Raw genomic sequence first — 14,156 nt, forward strand, 5'->3', positions numbered from 1 at the left:
GGGAGGTCCATCACTTTTTGGCCCCCAACGTGGTGGGCTGGCCCTGGTTCGCGTAGGACGTCCCACGAGTTGACCAACGACGAGACCCCCTCAAGCTCCCGAAGGAACCCGAGGGGGTCCGGCTAGCCAAGAAACGTCTACGCCGGCACGACGTAGATCGTGCCGTTCAGGTTCGCCGTGGCTGGTGCGACGTCGGCTGATGCTGACCACCGGAGTCCGATGACGTCGCCCGCTTCGACCGCGACGCCAGCCTGGAACCCCGAGTCGCTCACGACTGACTTGTGCGCCGCGTCTAGTACTGCAGCCAGCGTCGTAGCGGTCCCGTTGCGGACGGCCGTCAGCGTGATCGAGCCGGCACCCAGGACGCTTGACGAGTACCCGGTCACGGCGACCAGCCGTCCCTTCCGCGGGACGACGTACTCAACGGTTGACCCCTGGATCGCTCCCATCGACCCGGAACCGGAGGCGGTGACTCCGGCCTTCTGGAACGAGAAAGGCGTGCCGATCTGATCGCGCGTCTGCAACACCCGACGGCCAGCCCCGGACAGGTCGAGGATCGTGAGCTCTGTCCCGACCACGGTGTGGTGTGTAGTTCCGATGGTGACGCCAGCGGTGGGCCCGACTCGCACGTGCGCGCCTCCGGCCGCTGACATCGCGGCCGAGCCCTGCAGGGTCGTGTTGTCGAGGAAGTGACCGTCTCCGTCGGAGTAGTCCAGGGCGAACGTGCCCTGCCCGTCGATGAACTCCGCACCGATCATCTTCGTCTTCGACGTGCGGACGGTGCGGAACTGTGTCCCGCGGCCGCGGATGAACTTCGCGCCGATCATCACGAGGTCGTCGACATCCTCGAGGAGAACCCTCTCGCTCGGTGCGTACCCGTTCGCTGCCGATGCGGGAGCGGACTCGAACTTCGGTTCGATGAAGATGAAGTTCTGCGCCTTCTTCGCTGTGGACCCGACGATGTGGATGTCTCGGCCGCCGTAGGTGATCTCGAAGTCGATGCTCGTCCAGTGGAAGCCGTTGGTCTCGAGGTTGACACCGTTGACGAGCTCGACGCCGGCACGGTTGGATCCGACGGTCGTGCCCAGCGCAGAGTGCCGGCCGTTCCGCATCTTCGAGTTCTCGACCGCCCGGCCGTAGAGACCACTGCCGGCGACGTTGTAGAGCCGGTAGTCGGAGAACTCGATGTGGTTCACCTCGAGCAGCTCGATCAGGTTCGACCCGTAGCCAGGCCCGCCGGCGTCGAAGCCGCGGCCGTCGAAGGTCAAGCCCTCGAAGGTGACGTCGGAGCAAAGCATCGTGGAGTCGAGGACTACGTTCGGGTCGCCCTGCAGGCGGATCATCGTCGTGTCTGACGTGCGCTGCCAGACTGTGCGCCGCACGCCGGCCCCGCGGATGCTGACCGGCTTGTTCCGATTCGTCGAGGTGTTCGAGATCCTGAACGTGGTCCCTGCTGGCTGCAGGTGCACCCCCGGGAGCATGATGATCTCCCCAGCGCCAGGCAGCGCGTCGTACGCCGCTTGCACCGTGAGGAACGGCCGCCCCTCGCTACGGCCGTCGTTGCTGTCGCTACCGGTCGGCGACACGTACCGTCGCGAGACGCCCACCTGAATGGGTGCGCTCACTGCAGCACCTTCGGGGGTTCCTCCGTCCGTCAGGTTCGCGGCGATGCGCTCGCGGATGACATCCGGTAGCTGCAGGGTGTCCGAGTCGACGGACGGGAGGAGGGGCTTGCCCATGAGGTTGCCTTTCAGTTGCGTGCCGGGGCGGTGCCCGGCCGGTCGATGTAGTGGTCTTCGGTGAGGGTGCCGTCGGCGTGCAGCACGTACCGGCCGCCGCGGGTCGCGATCGCGCCGGTGCCGTGGAGGTCCTTGTAGGTGACGAGGACGTCCTCGCCGGCGTCGAGCTGTTCGAGGATCCGGCGGTACGGCGCATCAGGGATGTGTCCCCACCGGTCGGCGCGACGCTTGAACTTGGCTCGAACCGCTTCCCTGACGCCGACACGGGCGGTGTCGGCGGTGTTCTTTCTCCTGGGCATCAGTTGCCCTCTCTCCGCGCTTGCACGCGGTCCCAGCGGCGGCGTGCCGCGCGCTGCTTGGTCGGATTCTTCATGGGCTGCCCCGTCTCGTCGGGTAGCGGGATCTGGGCGAGCATCCGGGTGAGTGACAGGCGCTGCAGCCGCAGCTCGGCGACCGCCGGGTGCAGTCGGACCTGGCCGGCGGAGCCCTTCACGGTCATGCCGTCGGCCGCGAGGACCTCCTCGAGCGCCTGGATGTCGTTCGCCTGCCGCTGAGCGAGCTCGAGGATGACCCGGTCTCTCTCGGTCCACTCGTGCTCTTCTCCGAGCGCTGCGTCGTACTGCCGGCGCAGCACTTCGCCTGCTGGCTCTTCGGCCTTCTTGCGGGCCATGTGCGCCTCCTCGGCGTCCCGGAATTCGGATGATGTGCAATGCAGCCAGCCAGAGCCACAGCACCTATACGGTCGAACGCACCCCGGGGGGAGGGGGTGGTGGGCCCATGCCCCGAGGCGGGGTCCACGTGCCATGTGGACCCCACCGGTGCGGTCAGCGGCGGCGCTTGGCGGACGCTGCAGCGAGCCGCGGGCTGATGCCGTTGGCTTCCCACTCAGCGCGGAGAATCGCGTTGGCCTCGTCGTCGGCCTGCTGCTGTCGGTGGTGAGACGCGCGCTTCTCGTTCGGGTCGCTGCTCCTGACCTTGTTCGATCCGAGCTCGTCGACCTGGTCGATCGTCAGCAGCGTCGCGTCGCCGTTGATGACCTGGCGGATGGTGCCGAGGATGCCGGAGCCGTACGTGTTGGCCGCTTCCTCGTAGTTCTCGTAGACGAACATCCACACGTTGAGGCGCTCGAGGTTGTGGCCGTCGGTCGGGAGGACACGGTTGACGTACCAGGACTCGATGAGCTGCAGCAGCGTGGACCACCGATCGATGAGGGCTTCGAGCCGCAGCCACTCCTGCTCGACGCCGGCGCGAGCAGCGGTGTCGAGGTCGTTCACACCTTCCGGCAGTGCAGCGCCGTCCCGGATGATGGCGTCCCGGGTCTCGGTGAAGACGGGGGTGATCAGCTTGTAGACCCCCTCCCCGCGCTTGCGGAAGTGGTTGTAGGCCGCCTGGCCGGCGAACTGTGCGGCGAGACCCACGACCTTCCGGGTGCGTTCTTCGGCGGAGGGGTCTGCTGCGATCGAGGCGGTGATGATCGCGTTGGCGAAGGAGTCGTAGTCGGCGGGCTCCTCGGAGAGCTTCGTTGCGGCGTCGATGAGGCTGCGCCCTTGTCCGGAGCGGAAGCGGGCCCAGTGAGCGTTGATGGTGTGCTGCTTCTCGATGAGGGCGTGCTCTTCCTCGAGGGTCTTCTTGGTGTCGATGCCGAGCTGTTCGAGGGTGTCGATCCAGTCGGTGAGCTGGATGTCCTTGTCGTCGTCGCTGGTGGCGCGGGCGGTGGTGTCCATGTGGTCGGTGTCCTTACTTCGCGTTCTTGTCTCGCCCGCGGGCGAGGTTGGCGATCTGTTCGGGGGTGTACTCGTCGGGGTTGTCGTTGGCGTCGTCCAGCCACTGCTGGATCTGCTCGTCGTCTGCGGGCTGGGGCATCAGGGTTCCTGTCGGTTGAGGCGGGTGGTGAGGTTGTCGAGCTGGTCAGCGATCGCGTCGAGCTGGTCGACGAGCGAGCTGATGGTGCGGCGGGCGTCGGCGAGCTTCCGTTCCTTCGCCTTCGCTCGTTGCTCCCACCGGCGGGCGTGCCGGCGGTAGCGCTGCAGCCGCACGTCGTACGGGGTGACGTCGGGTCCGTTCTTCTGCATCGCGATGTCTCCTTCACTGGACGGGGTTGCTTCTGCTGAGGAGTGCGATCGGCTTGCGTCGAAGTGCTCGAGCCGACCGTCTCGCCTTCACTTCTGGTTCATGTCCTGGTTCATGTAGTGGTTCATCTCCTGGTTCGTGCCCGGGAGCCGGGCAGTCCTGTGCCCGAGAGCCGGGCAGGGAGTGCCCGGCTCCCGGGCACTCCCTACCCGGCTCTCGGTAGGGGTATGCCCGGGAGCCGGGCAGTCCCCATCTCGTCGATGTCGATGACTCCGGGATGAGACAGCGGGTCGAAATCGGGGAGGTAGTACCGGCTGGACGTCTGGCGGCCGTTCTTGTCCACTCGCGACTCAGAGACGATGAGGCCGAGCTTGTTCTCGAGATCGAGCAGTGCGGTCTGAACGGTCGAGCGCGCTGCGGAGCATCGACGCGCGAGCGTGGCGTGGGAGGGGAACGCGTAGTGCAGCTTCCGGTTGTAGTGATCGCCGAGAGACACGAGGACTGCCTTTTGGGTCACCGACATGCCCTCCTGCTGGAACGCCCACTCGATCGCCTCGACGCTCACCGGTCGCACCTCGCGGGTCCGGCGGTGGTGTGTCTGGTCACACGCACCTCCTGTCGTGGTTGCTGATGGTCGCGGTTCAGGCGCTGAACTGCTTGGCGCTGCGGAGGGCGTAGAGGACGGCGCTGCGGAGCTCCATCCACTCCTCGTGCGGGATGCCCTGCGTAGGCTGCGGAGGGGCCAGCAGCGGTCCGACCTTCGCCTCTCCGTGCGGGGCGATCCACACCATCCAGGGACCGTCCTCGGTGGACTTCTCAATGGTCACTGCGGCGAGCGCCGTGTGGAGCGTCTTGGCGCGGTGGGCGGAGTCAGTGACGGAGTGCCACAAGCCGTAGTGGACACATCCACGCTGCCGGCACCGGGCCTGGGTGCTCTTGTCCATCAGGCGTGCACCTCGTTGGTCGCGTCGGCGAGCTGCTCGAGCTCGAGGAGAAGAAGCGGGTCCGGGGCAGCCAGGAAGAGGGCGCACCGCCACACACGCTCGCCGGTCCGTCGGTGTGTGGTCTCGTCCCAGAAGTCGGCGTCCGCGTCGGCGCGAAGTTCGTGCGGGAGGACGACCGCGTTGTGGCCGACCGCCGCCCGTTCGTGGTCCATGACGCCGACACCCAGGACGATCTCGATGCGCCCTGCATCCGGGAAGATCTGAATCTCGCCGATGGTCCTGGTGACGGTGCCGTTGCGCACCTCGGGCCTGACACGGGTGATCACCGCGTCACGGATGGTGATCGGGAAGGCTGCAGTGGCTGCGAGCGTGCTCGCGGTGATGCTGGACGTCTTGTGGCCGGCGGGCTGTCTGGTGTTCACTGGTCTTGTCCGTTCTGGTTCTGAGCTGGGTACTGGACACCGCCCCGGGTTGCCGCCCGGGGCTTTCTCGTTCTCATGACGCCTCCGCTGTGGGCGTCCGCTCCGCGTCATCAATCCACTCCTGGACGTCGCTCTCGACGTAGCGAACGGTCTTCGGGCCGAGCTTCCGGAACTTCGGGCCACGACCCTTGAACCGGAGCTGCGAGAGCGCCGAGGGCGTCATGCCCACCCAGGCGGCGACTTCCTGGGTCGTGAGCAGTCGCTCGCGCTGTGCGATCTGGGCATCCATGCTTGCCTCTCTCATTCGTTTTTTGCGGTGTTTGTCTCGCTTATTGGGACAGTAGACCTTAGATCGACGCAATGCAACTAGGCTGGGCGACATGGACAACGAGCTGAGCGACATCAACGAGGCGACGGCTGCGACTCTGCGCGCGGAACTGGCGGCTCGGAAGGTCTCCGGTCGGCAGCTCGCAGCACGTCTCAACATGTCGCCGGCTTCTCTGGCCCGCCTGCTCGCCGGAGAACGCAAGATCGCCGTAGCAGACGTGGGCAAGATCGCGATAGCTCTTGGCATGGAGCCGACCGAGCTGTTGACCAAGTCGTTCGAGCGCCTCAAGGAGATGAGGGCAGACGATGGCGAGCATTGAGCCCTACGAGACGAAGGCCGGCCCTCGCTACAAGGTCCGCTACCGCACGCCTGACCGGAAGCAGCGCGAGAAGAAGGGCTTCGTCCGGAAGCGCGACGCCGAAACCTACCGGGCGACGATCGAAGTGTCGAAGCACCGCGGCGAGTACGTCGACCCGTCCGACGCGAAGGTCACGATCGGCGAGCTCGCAGTCGCGTGGCTCGAAGGTCAGACTCACCTCAAGCCGTCGTCTCTGCGGCCCGTGGAGACGTCGTGGCGCGTGCACGTAGAGCCGCGATGGGGGAAGGTCGCGGTCGGCGCTGTGAGCCACTCAGCGGTGCAGGCGTGGGTGGCTGGCCTCTCCGGCGAGCGCGGCGCGACGACGGTGCTGCGCGCGTACGGCGTGCTGGCCGGCATCCTCGACGTCGCCGTGAAGGATCGCCGCGTGAGCGTGAATCACGCTCGAGGAGTGAACCTCCCCCGCAAGGTGTCGAAGCCGCACGTCTACCTCTCCCAGCAGCAGCTGGCGGCACTCGTGCGGGCATCCGGCGAGCGCGGCGCACTCGTGGCCGTGCTCGGCTACACGGGCCTCCGATGGGGTGAAGCGATCGGACTGCGGGTGCGAGACCTGGACATGCTGCGCCGGCGGCTGTCGGTCGTGGAGAACGCCGTCGAGGTGAACGGGACGATGGAGGTCGGTACGCCGAAGACGCACAAGCGGCGAACGCTCGTCTTCCCGAAGCTGCTCGTCCCAGCGCTCGCTCGAGCGTGCGAGGGGAAGGCCCGGGATGATCTGGTCTTCCCGGGTGCGGACGGCTCGTACATGCGGCGCACGCGAGCGTCGAAGGGCAGCAAGTCCTGGTTCGTCTCCGCGCTCGCGGAATGCGGGCTGGATCCGATGACGCCGCACGACCTTCGTCACACGGCCGCGTCGCTCGCGATCAGCTCGGGCGCGAACGTCAAGGCTGTGCAGCGCATGCTCGGCCACGCCTCCGCGGCGATGACGCTAGACGTGTACGCGGACCTGTTCGACGACGACCTGACGGCTCTGGCGGACGGCCTGGATGATGCAGCACGTGCAGCGGATGTGTTCGATTTGTGGGGCTCTGCCGCTTCCTGAAACGGCGGAAGCCCCTCCGTCCCGCATGTTCATGCGGATCGGAAGGGCTTCTCGAGTGCGGAGACGGAGGGATTTGAACCCTCGGTCCCCTAAAGGGGACTCCACCTTAGCAGGGTGGTGCACTCGGCCGGACTATGCGACGTCTCCATGCGCCCTCGCGGACGCACACACCACCATACAGGAGGACGCGGGGCCGCTCGACCTCACGTCCTGAGCCGGATTCCGCACCGCGACCACCGGTCCCCCGAAGTGGGGACGCACTGGGCTTGTCGGGGCGTACCCCGGTCGTTAGTCTCGTCCAGACGCGGCATCACATTCCGGGGCTCGTCCCCGTCGTCGCGACACAGCACCCAGCAGCACCCCTCGACCCGGCACGGCTCGCCCGTGTCCGGCAGCCGTCGAGGAGTGACCGGAACGGGGACGCAGCCCAGGCAGCGTCCCCGTTCCTGCGTTCCGGGGCGAGCACGCGCGTGTTCCGGGCCGGCTCGCGTCTCCAGGGTGTCCGCTACGAGCCGAAGGCCCGCGAGCAGGTCTGCTGCGCGGCGGACTGCCCCTGCAGGCCGTCGAGGGTGTCGGCGGTGGCCGGAGCAGAGGGCGAAGCGGTGGCCGTCGGAGCCCCGGGCGTGGCCGGGGCCGGCGCCGCTGGCGTCTGCGCGGCCGCGGGCTGCGCCGGCGTCTCGGCCGTCGGGGTCGGGGCGGCGGGCGCCGACTCGGAACCGATCCCCGTGCTGCCCGCACCCAGGGAGAACGACTCGTCCGCCTTGATCCGGGCGAAGAGCGCGTCGGCCAGCTCCGTCGTCGGCTGCACCTTGCCGGCGTAGACGCCCGTGCCGCCGGTCGTCCCCGGGTACTGCACGAAGTTCACCCGGTCGAGCGGCAGGTCCTGCAGCGCCCGGCCCATCCGGACCATGGTGCGCGGGTCGTTCAGGCTCTCGGACAGCTGCATGTTCGACGCCGCGGCCCGCGCGAGCTTGTACAGCGTCGCCGGCGAGGTCAGGGTGCGGTCGGCCTTCACGGTCCGGAGCAGCGAGGACAGGAACACCTGCTGGCTCGAGATGCGTCCGAGGTCGGACCCGTCGCCCACCCCGTGGCGCGTGCGGAGGAACTCGAGCGCCTGCGAGCCCTGCAGCGTGGTCGTCCCCGCCGGCAGGTCGAGGCCCGTGTAGCGGTCGTGGATCGGCGACGCGACACAGACCGGCACGCCGCCGATCGCGTTCGACATCTCGATGACGCCGTTGAAGGAGACCGCCGCCGAGTACTGCACGTCGAGGCCGGTGAGTCCCTGCACGGTCTGCACCACGCAGTTCAGGCCTCCCTCACCCCACGCGGTGTTGATCGGCTGCGCGGCCATGGACGGTGTCGAGCCGGAGCCGTCGGGCTTCGCGCACGCCGGGATCGGCGTGACCAGGTCGCGCGGGATGCTCACGGCGGTGGCGTTCGTGTGGTCCGCGGACACGTGCAGCAGGATGTTGACGTCGTTGAGCGTCGCGTCCCGCTCCCCGTACTGCGTGCCCTGCTCGGGGTCGTTGTCGGTCCCGACGACGAGCATCGTGAAGCCGCCCTCGAAGGCGCTGAGCGTCGAGCCGTGCTGCTGCCGGGGCGGCGCAGCGGACTGTCCCTGGATCTGCACGCCCTCGCCGAAGTCGTCCGCGACCTGCTTCGCCGCGATCGCCGTGACCGATGCCGTGCTGACGAGCGCGACGGCCACGACGCCGGAGAGCACCTTGACGGCGGTGCCCACCGGCCGGTGCCGACGGAGGCGTCCGTGTCGGGCGATCCCGTCCACCCGGTTCAGGCGGTGGGATCGATCGCGGACGTCGTTCACGGGCACTCCTGTCGTCGGCGGACTCGGCAACCGGGACAGGCTGGCACAGTCTCCCCTTGCGGTTCCGTGTGTGCCGACGGCGTCCGGTCCGTCGTGGTCACCCGCCGGCGGCCACCGCGCAGGTCTTCTGGGCTGCGGTCTGCCCGGTGACGCCGGCCATCTCGCGCGGCGACGCGGACGGGCTCGATGCCGCGCCGGACCCCGTCGTGGCGTGCTCGGACGGGGCCGAGGCCTGCGCAGGCGCGTCAGCGGGTGCCGCACCACCAGCGGACGGAGCCGTGGACGGAGCGGCCTCGGTCGCACCGCGCCCGGTGGCACCGGCGTCGAGGCTGAACGGACGGTCAGCACGGACCGCGCGGACCAGCCGGTCGGCAGTCGCCCGGTCGGGGACGACCTTGCCCGGGAAGGCCGGGTCGTCCACGCTGCCCGGGTACTGCACGAAGGTGATGTCACCGAGGTCGATGCCCTCGAAGGCGCGGGCGATGTCGACCATCGTCGAGGGCTTCGCGAGCGAGGTCGACAGGGTGATGTTCTGTGACGCGGCCTTCGCGAGCCCGTACAGCTTCGCGGGGTCGCCGAGCGTGCCCTCGTGCTTGACCTTGCGGAGCAACGAGGACAGGAACTGCTGCAGGCTCGAGATCCGGGAGAGGTCACTGCCGTCGCCGACACCGTGCCGGTCCCGGAGGAACGCGAGCGCGGTCGTCCCCGAGACGGTGTGCTCCCCCGCTGCGAGCTGCAGCCCGGTGTAGGGGTCGTCGACCGCGTCCGTGACGCAGACCGGCACGCCGCCGACGGCGTCCGACATCCGGATGACCCCGGCGAAGCTGACCTGCGCCGCGTAGGGGACGTCCATGCCGGTGGCGTGCTCGATCGTCGAGACGACGCAGTCCATGCCGCCGCGTCCGTAGGCCTGGTTGAGCGGGGTGTCCTGCACGGCGGGTCCGCCACTGCACGCCGGCTGGTCCAGGACGAGGTCGCGCGGGAAGCTGATCGCCACCGCGTGGGTGTGGTCGGCGGACACGTGCAGCAGCACGTTCGAGTCGTTGAGCGTCGCGCCGCGGTCGCCGTACGCGGTCCCCTGGGTCGGGTCGTTGTCGGCGCCGATCGCCAGCACGTTGAAGGCACCCTCTGTTGATGCCGCGCCACTGCCGACGTCGACCGCACGCTGCTGGAACCCGTGGCCCACGTCGTAGGCCGCGTAGGCCGAGAGCGAGGTGGCGCTCATGACGGCGACCGCTGCGGCGATGCCGACGCCGCTGACGAGCCGACGGACCCCGAGGTCACGACGACCCCGGTTGTGCCGTGCTCCGCTGACCCGGAACCCCGGGCCGGAGACGACGGACGGGCGGCGTCTCGGGTCGAGGACGTCGTCGAAGTCGGACTGTGGACCGTCGGGATCGGTCACGGATGGGCTCCCTCCGAGCAGCCCCGGGCACGGCCGCTCGCCGGGGGACGATACCCGAGCGGGTGCTCGTCGCCGGGGACCCGGGTCGGCTCGGCGTGCCTCGTTCGGGGGCCACCGCGAGCGCGTGCCGGTCAGCGCCCGCGGCGGCCCCACACCGGCGTCACCGGGTCGGCGTCACGTCGTCATGCGGACTCCGCCGCTCGGAACCGATCGGGGAGGGCGATCAGGCACTCCCCGAGCGCGCGGACCGCCTTGGCGCAGTCGTCGAGGTCGTCCCGCACGGCGGCGGCCCGCGCACGCTCGACCAGGTCGAGGCGGTGGCGGCGGTCGACCACGGCGTCGATGCCGTTCGCCGCGGCGACGTCGTCCGTGTAGAACATGTCGAGCACGGGACGCTGCGCCGCCAGCCAGTCGGCGCTGACCGTGGCGCCAGCCCGCCGGAGCAGCCAGGACCCGATCTCGACGAACGCCCCGGCCTCGGTCATGCAGTCGCGGATCCAGAACGGGTCGAAGCGCTCCGCCGACCGCGCTCCGGGCATCGGCGGAGCCGCGAGCATCGTGCACCCGAGCCGGATGCGCTCCTGCATCTGGTCGAGCGACCAGTGCGCGATGACCACCCCGACGTACCGCTGCACCGACACGAGCCGGAGCGACTCGAGCGGCACCAGGGCTTCGCGCACGGGCGTCCGGGAGACCCGCATGTCGTCGGCGATGGCGTCGAGGCGGAGGCGCTGCCCGCGCCGGTACTCCCCCCGGAGGATCCGGTCGAGCAGCCAGGTGAAGACCGCATCCCGCAGCAGGCTGCGCCGCACGCCGAGCGGGTCGGGGCCGTCGAGCCCCGACATCGCTGCACGGTCCGTCTGCGGCCCCCGCGGTCGCGGCTGCGGGGAGGGCGCAGTCACAGTGTCGTCGTACCCCATGAGCCCACCATCACGCACGGCGCTCACCGCCGGGGATGGTCGGTCGTGATCGGTGGACGAGTCCGCCGATCGTCGCCCTGTGGAGGGCACGGTGCCCGTCTTGCATCACTGCACTCCCGCCGTCCGGGACCCCCGTCGGGGGTCGATGGAGAGAGCGTTGCAGGATCGATCGTCAGCCGCTAAACATTCCGGATATCGCCGGTCAGCGCTTCGATTCCTCCTTCTTGGCGATGACCGAGAGCGGCTGCGTGACGTCCTCGAGGCCCTTGCGGGCGGCGTCCACGCCGAAGACCAACGCCACGATGCCACCGAGGATCATGATCCCGGCGCCGAGCAGGTAGCCCCAGAAGAGCGGTTCACGAGACGACCCGTCCCCGATGAGCGCGCCGTAGATCGTCGGCGCGATCGCCCCGAAGACCTGCGCCAGCGCGAAGAAGTACGAGATCGCCTGCGACCGGAGCTCAAGCGGGAAGATCTCGCTCACGGTCAGGTAGGCGCTCGACGCTCCGGCTGAGGCGAAGAAGAACGAGATGCACCAGAAGACGACCTGCACGGTGGCGCTGATCGCGTCGGCCTGGAACAGGAAGGCGGACACCGCGAGGACCAGGCCGGAGATCAGGTACGTGCTGAAGATCATCTGCCGACGACCCCACGTGTCGAACAGCCGCCCGAGCACGAGCGGTCCGAGCAGGTTGCCGATCGCGAACGGGAAGAAGTAGACCGCGGTCTCCGAGGTCTTCAGCCCGAAGAAGTTGGTCAGCACGAGCGCGTACGTGAAGAAGATCGCGTTGTAGAGGAACGCCTGCGTGATCATCATGGTCGCGCCGACGAGGGTGCGCTTCGGGTACTGCATGATGAGCACCTTCGCGACGGTCCGCAGCGAGACCTTGTCCATCGGGGTGACCGTCATCGCCTTCGACTCGTCGACCGCCTCGAGCGGCCGACCGGACTCCCGCTCGACCTCGGCCTCGATCCGCGCGACGGTGGCCTCGGCCTCCTCCTGGCGCCCGTGGGTCATCAGCCAGCGTGGGCTCTCGGGGATGTGCCGTCGCAGGAAGATGATCGCGATGCCGAGCACCGGGCCGAGGAAGAAGCCGATGCGCCACCCGACGTTCTCCGCGAAGTACGCCGTGTCGAGCAGGTAGATGTTCGCGAAGGCGCCGAGGGCTGCGCCACCCCAGTACGTGCCGTTGATCGCGATGTCGACGTGCCCGCGGTACTTCGCCGGGATCAGCTCGTCGATCGCGGAGTTGATCGCGGCGTACTCGCCACCGATGCCGAGCCCGGCGATGAACCGGAAGACCGCCAGGAACCAGAAGTCCTGCGCGAAGCCGGCGATGCCGGAGCCGATCAGGTAGATCGCCAGGGTCAGGATGAACAGCTTGCGGCGACCGAGCCGGTCGGACATCCGCCCGAAGACCAACGCACCGAACACCTGCCCGAACAGGTAGATGGTCCCGAGCGTCGTCACCTCCTGCGTCGACAGGCCGAGGTCCGCCTGGAAGCCGGCGTTCGAGACGATCTGGATCTCGAGCCCGTCGAGGACCCAGGAGATCCCGAGCCCCACCACGATGCTCCAGTGGAACCGGGTCCACGGCAGTCGGTCCATCCGCGCCGGGACCAGGCTCCTGACCTGGCCGTCCTGCAGTCCGCTCGCGCTCGTCATCGCGGTCGCTCCTCACCCGCCGGGCCCCCGCGGTCCGGCACAGATGGAGAACCTACGCCCGGATCGCCGATGTCGTTCGGGTCCGGAACTGCACGTCACACGGGGCGGACATCGTGACCCTGGACGGCCGCCCGCAAGTAGCGTGGCAGCGTGCCGCTCCAGAACTCGACCGACCGCATCCTGACCACCCACACCGGGTCGCTCCCGCGGACGCCGGAACTCAGCGCCCTGCTCGTGGCCCGCGACCAGGGCAAGCCCTACGACGAGGCCGCGCTCCGCGAGGAGACGGCCGCCGTCCTCGCGAGCACCGTCGACGCCCAGCTCGACGTCGGGCTCGACGTGGTGAACGACGGCGAGGTCCCCCGCGTGGGCTTCTCCACGTACATCCGCGAACGGCTCACCGGGTTCGGCGGCACGGGCCACCGCAAGCCGACGCTCGACTCGGTCAAGTTCCCGGGCTACGCCGCGTTCCAGGCGAAGCAGATCGACGAGGGCGCCGAGTTCGCCCGGGTCTGGGACACCCCCCTCGCCCAGGGTCTGCTGGAGTACGACGAGGAACGCGCCGGCATCCGCGAGGACCTCGACGGCTTCGAACGCGAGCTCGCCAGGAACGCGGCCGCCGGTCGCACCCCCGCCGGCACCTTCATCTCCGCGGCGACACCCGGCATCGTCGCGACGACGCTGCTCCTCGACGAGGCCAACCCCCACTACGCCGACCACGGCGAGTACGTCTTCGCCCTGGCCGAGCAGCTCCGCGTGGAGTACGAGGAGATCGTCGCCCGCGGGCACATCCTCCAACTGGACGCTCCTGACCTCGCGATGGAGCGGGTCATCCACTTCGGCGATGCGAGCACCGAGGAGTTCCTCCAGGCGGTCGACCTGCACGTCGACGCCCTCAACCACGCACTGCGCAACATCCCGAAGGAGCGGACCCGCCTGCACGTCTGCTACGGCAACTGGCAGGGCCCGCACCAGGACGACGTGCCCGTCGACGTGCTGCTCCCGCACCTGTACCGCGCCGAGGTCGGGTCCTTCAGCATCCCGTTCGGCAACCCGCGCCACGCGCACGAGTTCCCCGCGTTCCGCGACCTGCCGCTGCCCGAGGACGCCGTCCTGGTGCCGGGCGTCATCGACGTGACGACGAACTACCTGGAGCACCCGCAGCTCGTCGCGAACCGCATCGTCGAGGCAGCGGAGGCCGTCGGCGACCCGACCCGCATCGTCGCCGGGACCGACTGCGGCCTCGCCACGTTCGCCAGCTACGAGTTCGTCGCGACCGACGTCGCCTGGGCGAAGCTCCGGGCGCTCACCGAGGGTGCCGAGATCGCGAGCAAGCGGCTCTTCGGCTGACGACCTGAGACGGTCACCGACGACGGACGGGAGGCTCGGTGCCAGCTGGCACCGAGCCTCCCGTCCGTC

17 protein-coding genes and 1 tRNA gene are annotated in these 14,156 nt (G+C 69.0%); 3 read left to right on the forward strand and 15 right to left on the reverse strand.

Translation table 11 applies throughout. The features are described 5' to 3' along the window. Positions 1-137: 137 nt before the first annotated feature. The 10 genes from BIU98_RS06755 to BIU98_RS18880 all read right to left on the reverse strand — a co-directional run bounded on the left by BIU98_RS06755 (position 138) and on the right by BIU98_RS18880 (position 5,464). Positions 138-1,625: a hypothetical protein gene (locus tag BIU98_RS06755; protein ID WP_139200603.1), complete on the reverse strand. Its 1,488-nt coding sequence runs from the start codon at positions 1,623-1,625 to the stop codon at positions 138-140. A 125-nt stretch (positions 1,626-1,750) separates the two neighbouring features. Then, positions 1,751-2,038: a hypothetical protein gene (locus BIU98_RS06760; protein ID WP_071273707.1), complete on the reverse strand. Its 288-nt coding sequence runs from the start codon at positions 2,036-2,038 to the stop codon at positions 1,751-1,753. Beyond that, positions 2,038-2,409 (reverse strand): hypothetical protein, encoded by a 372-nt coding sequence (locus tag BIU98_RS06765; protein ID WP_083393041.1) that lies wholly within the window; start codon positions 2,407-2,409, stop codon positions 2,038-2,040. The genes BIU98_RS06760 and BIU98_RS06765 overlap by 1 nt, the downstream gene beginning before the upstream one ends. 154 nt (positions 2,410-2,563) lie before the next feature. Further along, complete coding sequence (locus BIU98_RS06770; protein WP_071273710.1) at positions 2,564-3,463, reverse strand: hypothetical protein; 900 nt, start codon at positions 3,461-3,463, stop codon at positions 2,564-2,566. Positions 3,464-3,476: 13 nt separating this feature from the next. Beyond that, entirely contained in the window at positions 3,477-3,602 is a 126-nt protein-coding gene (locus tag BIU98_RS19970; RefSeq protein ID WP_302847963.1) for a hypothetical protein, read from the reverse strand. Next, positions 3,602-3,811: a hypothetical protein gene (locus tag BIU98_RS06775; protein WP_071273713.1), complete on the reverse strand. Its 210-nt coding sequence runs from the start codon at positions 3,809-3,811 to the stop codon at positions 3,602-3,604. Before BIU98_RS06775 ends, BIU98_RS19970 begins: the two co-directional genes overlap by 1 nt. A 203-nt stretch (positions 3,812-4,014) precedes the next feature. After that, entirely contained in the window at positions 4,015-4,374 is a 360-nt protein-coding gene (locus BIU98_RS06780) for a helix-turn-helix domain-containing protein (protein WP_071273716.1), read from the reverse strand. A 76-nt stretch (positions 4,375-4,450) separates the two neighbouring features. Then, positions 4,451-4,753: a hypothetical protein gene (locus tag BIU98_RS06785; RefSeq protein WP_071273719.1), complete on the reverse strand. Its 303-nt coding sequence runs from the start codon at positions 4,751-4,753 to the stop codon at positions 4,451-4,453. Then, on the reverse strand, positions 4,753-5,175 hold the full coding sequence (locus tag BIU98_RS06790; protein WP_071273722.1) for a hypothetical protein: 423 nt from the start codon (positions 5,173-5,175) through the stop codon (positions 4,753-4,755). Before BIU98_RS06790 ends, BIU98_RS06785 begins: the two co-directional genes overlap by 1 nt. A 73-nt stretch (positions 5,176-5,248) precedes the next feature. Next, positions 5,249-5,464 (reverse strand): AlpA family transcriptional regulator, encoded by a 216-nt coding sequence (locus BIU98_RS18880; RefSeq protein ID WP_071273748.1) that lies wholly within the window; start codon positions 5,462-5,464, stop codon positions 5,249-5,251. Positions 5,465-5,555: 91 nt separating this feature from the next. Between BIU98_RS18880 and BIU98_RS06800 the strand changes: the two genes are divergently transcribed. Together BIU98_RS06800 and BIU98_RS06805 are read left to right on the forward strand one after the other, a co-directional pair. After that, on the forward strand, positions 5,556-5,822 hold the full coding sequence (locus BIU98_RS06800; protein ID WP_071273751.1) for a helix-turn-helix domain-containing protein: 267 nt from the start codon (positions 5,556-5,558) through the stop codon (positions 5,820-5,822). After that, complete coding sequence (locus BIU98_RS06805) at positions 5,809-6,921, forward strand: site-specific integrase (protein WP_071273756.1); 1,113 nt, start codon at positions 5,809-5,811, stop codon at positions 6,919-6,921. Before BIU98_RS06800 ends, BIU98_RS06805 begins: the two co-directional genes overlap by 14 nt. Before the next feature lie 58 nt (positions 6,922-6,979). Here the strand turns inward: BIU98_RS06805 and BIU98_RS06810 are convergent. The 5 genes from BIU98_RS06810 to BIU98_RS06830 all read right to left on the reverse strand — a co-directional run bounded on the left by BIU98_RS06810 (position 6,980) and on the right by BIU98_RS06830 (position 12,737). Then, positions 6,980-7,068: transfer RNA gene (locus BIU98_RS06810), tRNA-Ser, on the reverse strand. A 358-nt stretch (positions 7,069-7,426) separates the two neighbouring features. Continuing rightward, complete coding sequence (locus tag BIU98_RS06815; RefSeq protein ID WP_071273807.1) at positions 7,427-8,746, reverse strand: LCP family protein; 1,320 nt, start codon at positions 8,744-8,746, stop codon at positions 7,427-7,429. Positions 8,747-8,843: 97 nt separating this feature from the next. Then, positions 8,844-10,151: an LCP family protein gene (locus BIU98_RS06820; RefSeq protein ID WP_083393043.1), complete on the reverse strand. Its 1,308-nt coding sequence runs from the start codon at positions 10,149-10,151 to the stop codon at positions 8,844-8,846. A 182-nt stretch (positions 10,152-10,333) separates the two neighbouring features. Continuing rightward, entirely contained in the window at positions 10,334-10,996 is a 663-nt protein-coding gene (locus BIU98_RS06825) for a GntR family transcriptional regulator (protein ID WP_071273759.1), read from the reverse strand. A 277-nt stretch (positions 10,997-11,273) separates the two neighbouring features. Next, positions 11,274-12,737, reverse strand: coding sequence for an MFS transporter (locus tag BIU98_RS06830; RefSeq protein ID WP_071273762.1), 1,464 nt, complete (start codon positions 12,735-12,737; stop codon positions 11,274-11,276). Between the two features lie 150 nt (positions 12,738-12,887). On the opposite strand from BIU98_RS06830, the gene BIU98_RS06835 reads away from it, so the two are divergent. After that, positions 12,888-14,087, forward strand: coding sequence for a cobalamin-independent methionine synthase II family protein (locus BIU98_RS06835; RefSeq protein ID WP_071273765.1), 1,200 nt, complete (start codon positions 12,888-12,890; stop codon positions 14,085-14,087). Positions 14,088-14,156: the final 69 nt, after the last annotated feature.

It is taken from the genome of Curtobacterium sp. MMLR14_010 (assembly GCF_001865015.1).
Lineage (GTDB): Bacteria > Actinomycetota > Actinomycetes > Actinomycetales > Microbacteriaceae > Curtobacterium.

Bases quoted from the DNA above. Each gene is read 5' to 3' on its own strand.
- BIU98_RS06760 (WP_071273707.1), bottom strand. From the start codon at position 2,038: ATGCCCAGGAGAAAGAACACCGCCGACACCGCCCGTGTCGGCGTCAGG.
- BIU98_RS06825 (WP_071273759.1), bottom strand. From the start codon at position 10,996: ATGTCGGGGCTCGACGGCCCCGACCCGCTCGGCGTGCGGCGCAGCCTG.
- BIU98_RS06770 (WP_071273710.1), bottom strand. From the start codon at position 3,463: ATGGACACCACCGCCCGCGCCACCAGCGACGACGACAAGGACATCCAG.
- BIU98_RS06830 (WP_071273762.1), bottom strand. From the start codon at position 12,737: ATGACGAGCGCGAGCGGACTGCAGGACGGCCAGGTCAGGAGCCTGGTC.
- BIU98_RS19970 (WP_302847963.1), bottom strand. From the start codon at position 3,602: ATGCCCCAGCCCGCAGACGACGAGCAGATCCAGCAGTGGCTGGACGAC.
- BIU98_RS18880 (WP_071273748.1), bottom strand. From the start codon at position 5,464: ATGGATGCCCAGATCGCACAGCGCGAGCGACTGCTCACGACCCAGGAA.
- BIU98_RS06765 (WP_083393041.1), bottom strand. From the start codon at position 2,409: ATGGCCCGCAAGAAGGCCGAAGAGCCAGCAGGCGAAGTGCTGCGCCGG.
- BIU98_RS06785 (WP_071273719.1), bottom strand. From the start codon at position 4,753: ATGGACAAGAGCACCCAGGCCCGGTGCCGGCAGCGTGGATGTGTCCAC.
- BIU98_RS06805 (WP_071273756.1), top strand. From the start codon at position 5,809: ATGGCGAGCATTGAGCCCTACGAGACGAAGGCCGGCCCTCGCTACAAG.
- BIU98_RS06775 (WP_071273713.1), bottom strand. From the start codon at position 3,811: ATGCAGAAGAACGGACCCGACGTCACCCCGTACGACGTGCGGCTGCAG.
- BIU98_RS06800 (WP_071273751.1), top strand. From the start codon at position 5,556: ATGGACAACGAGCTGAGCGACATCAACGAGGCGACGGCTGCGACTCTG.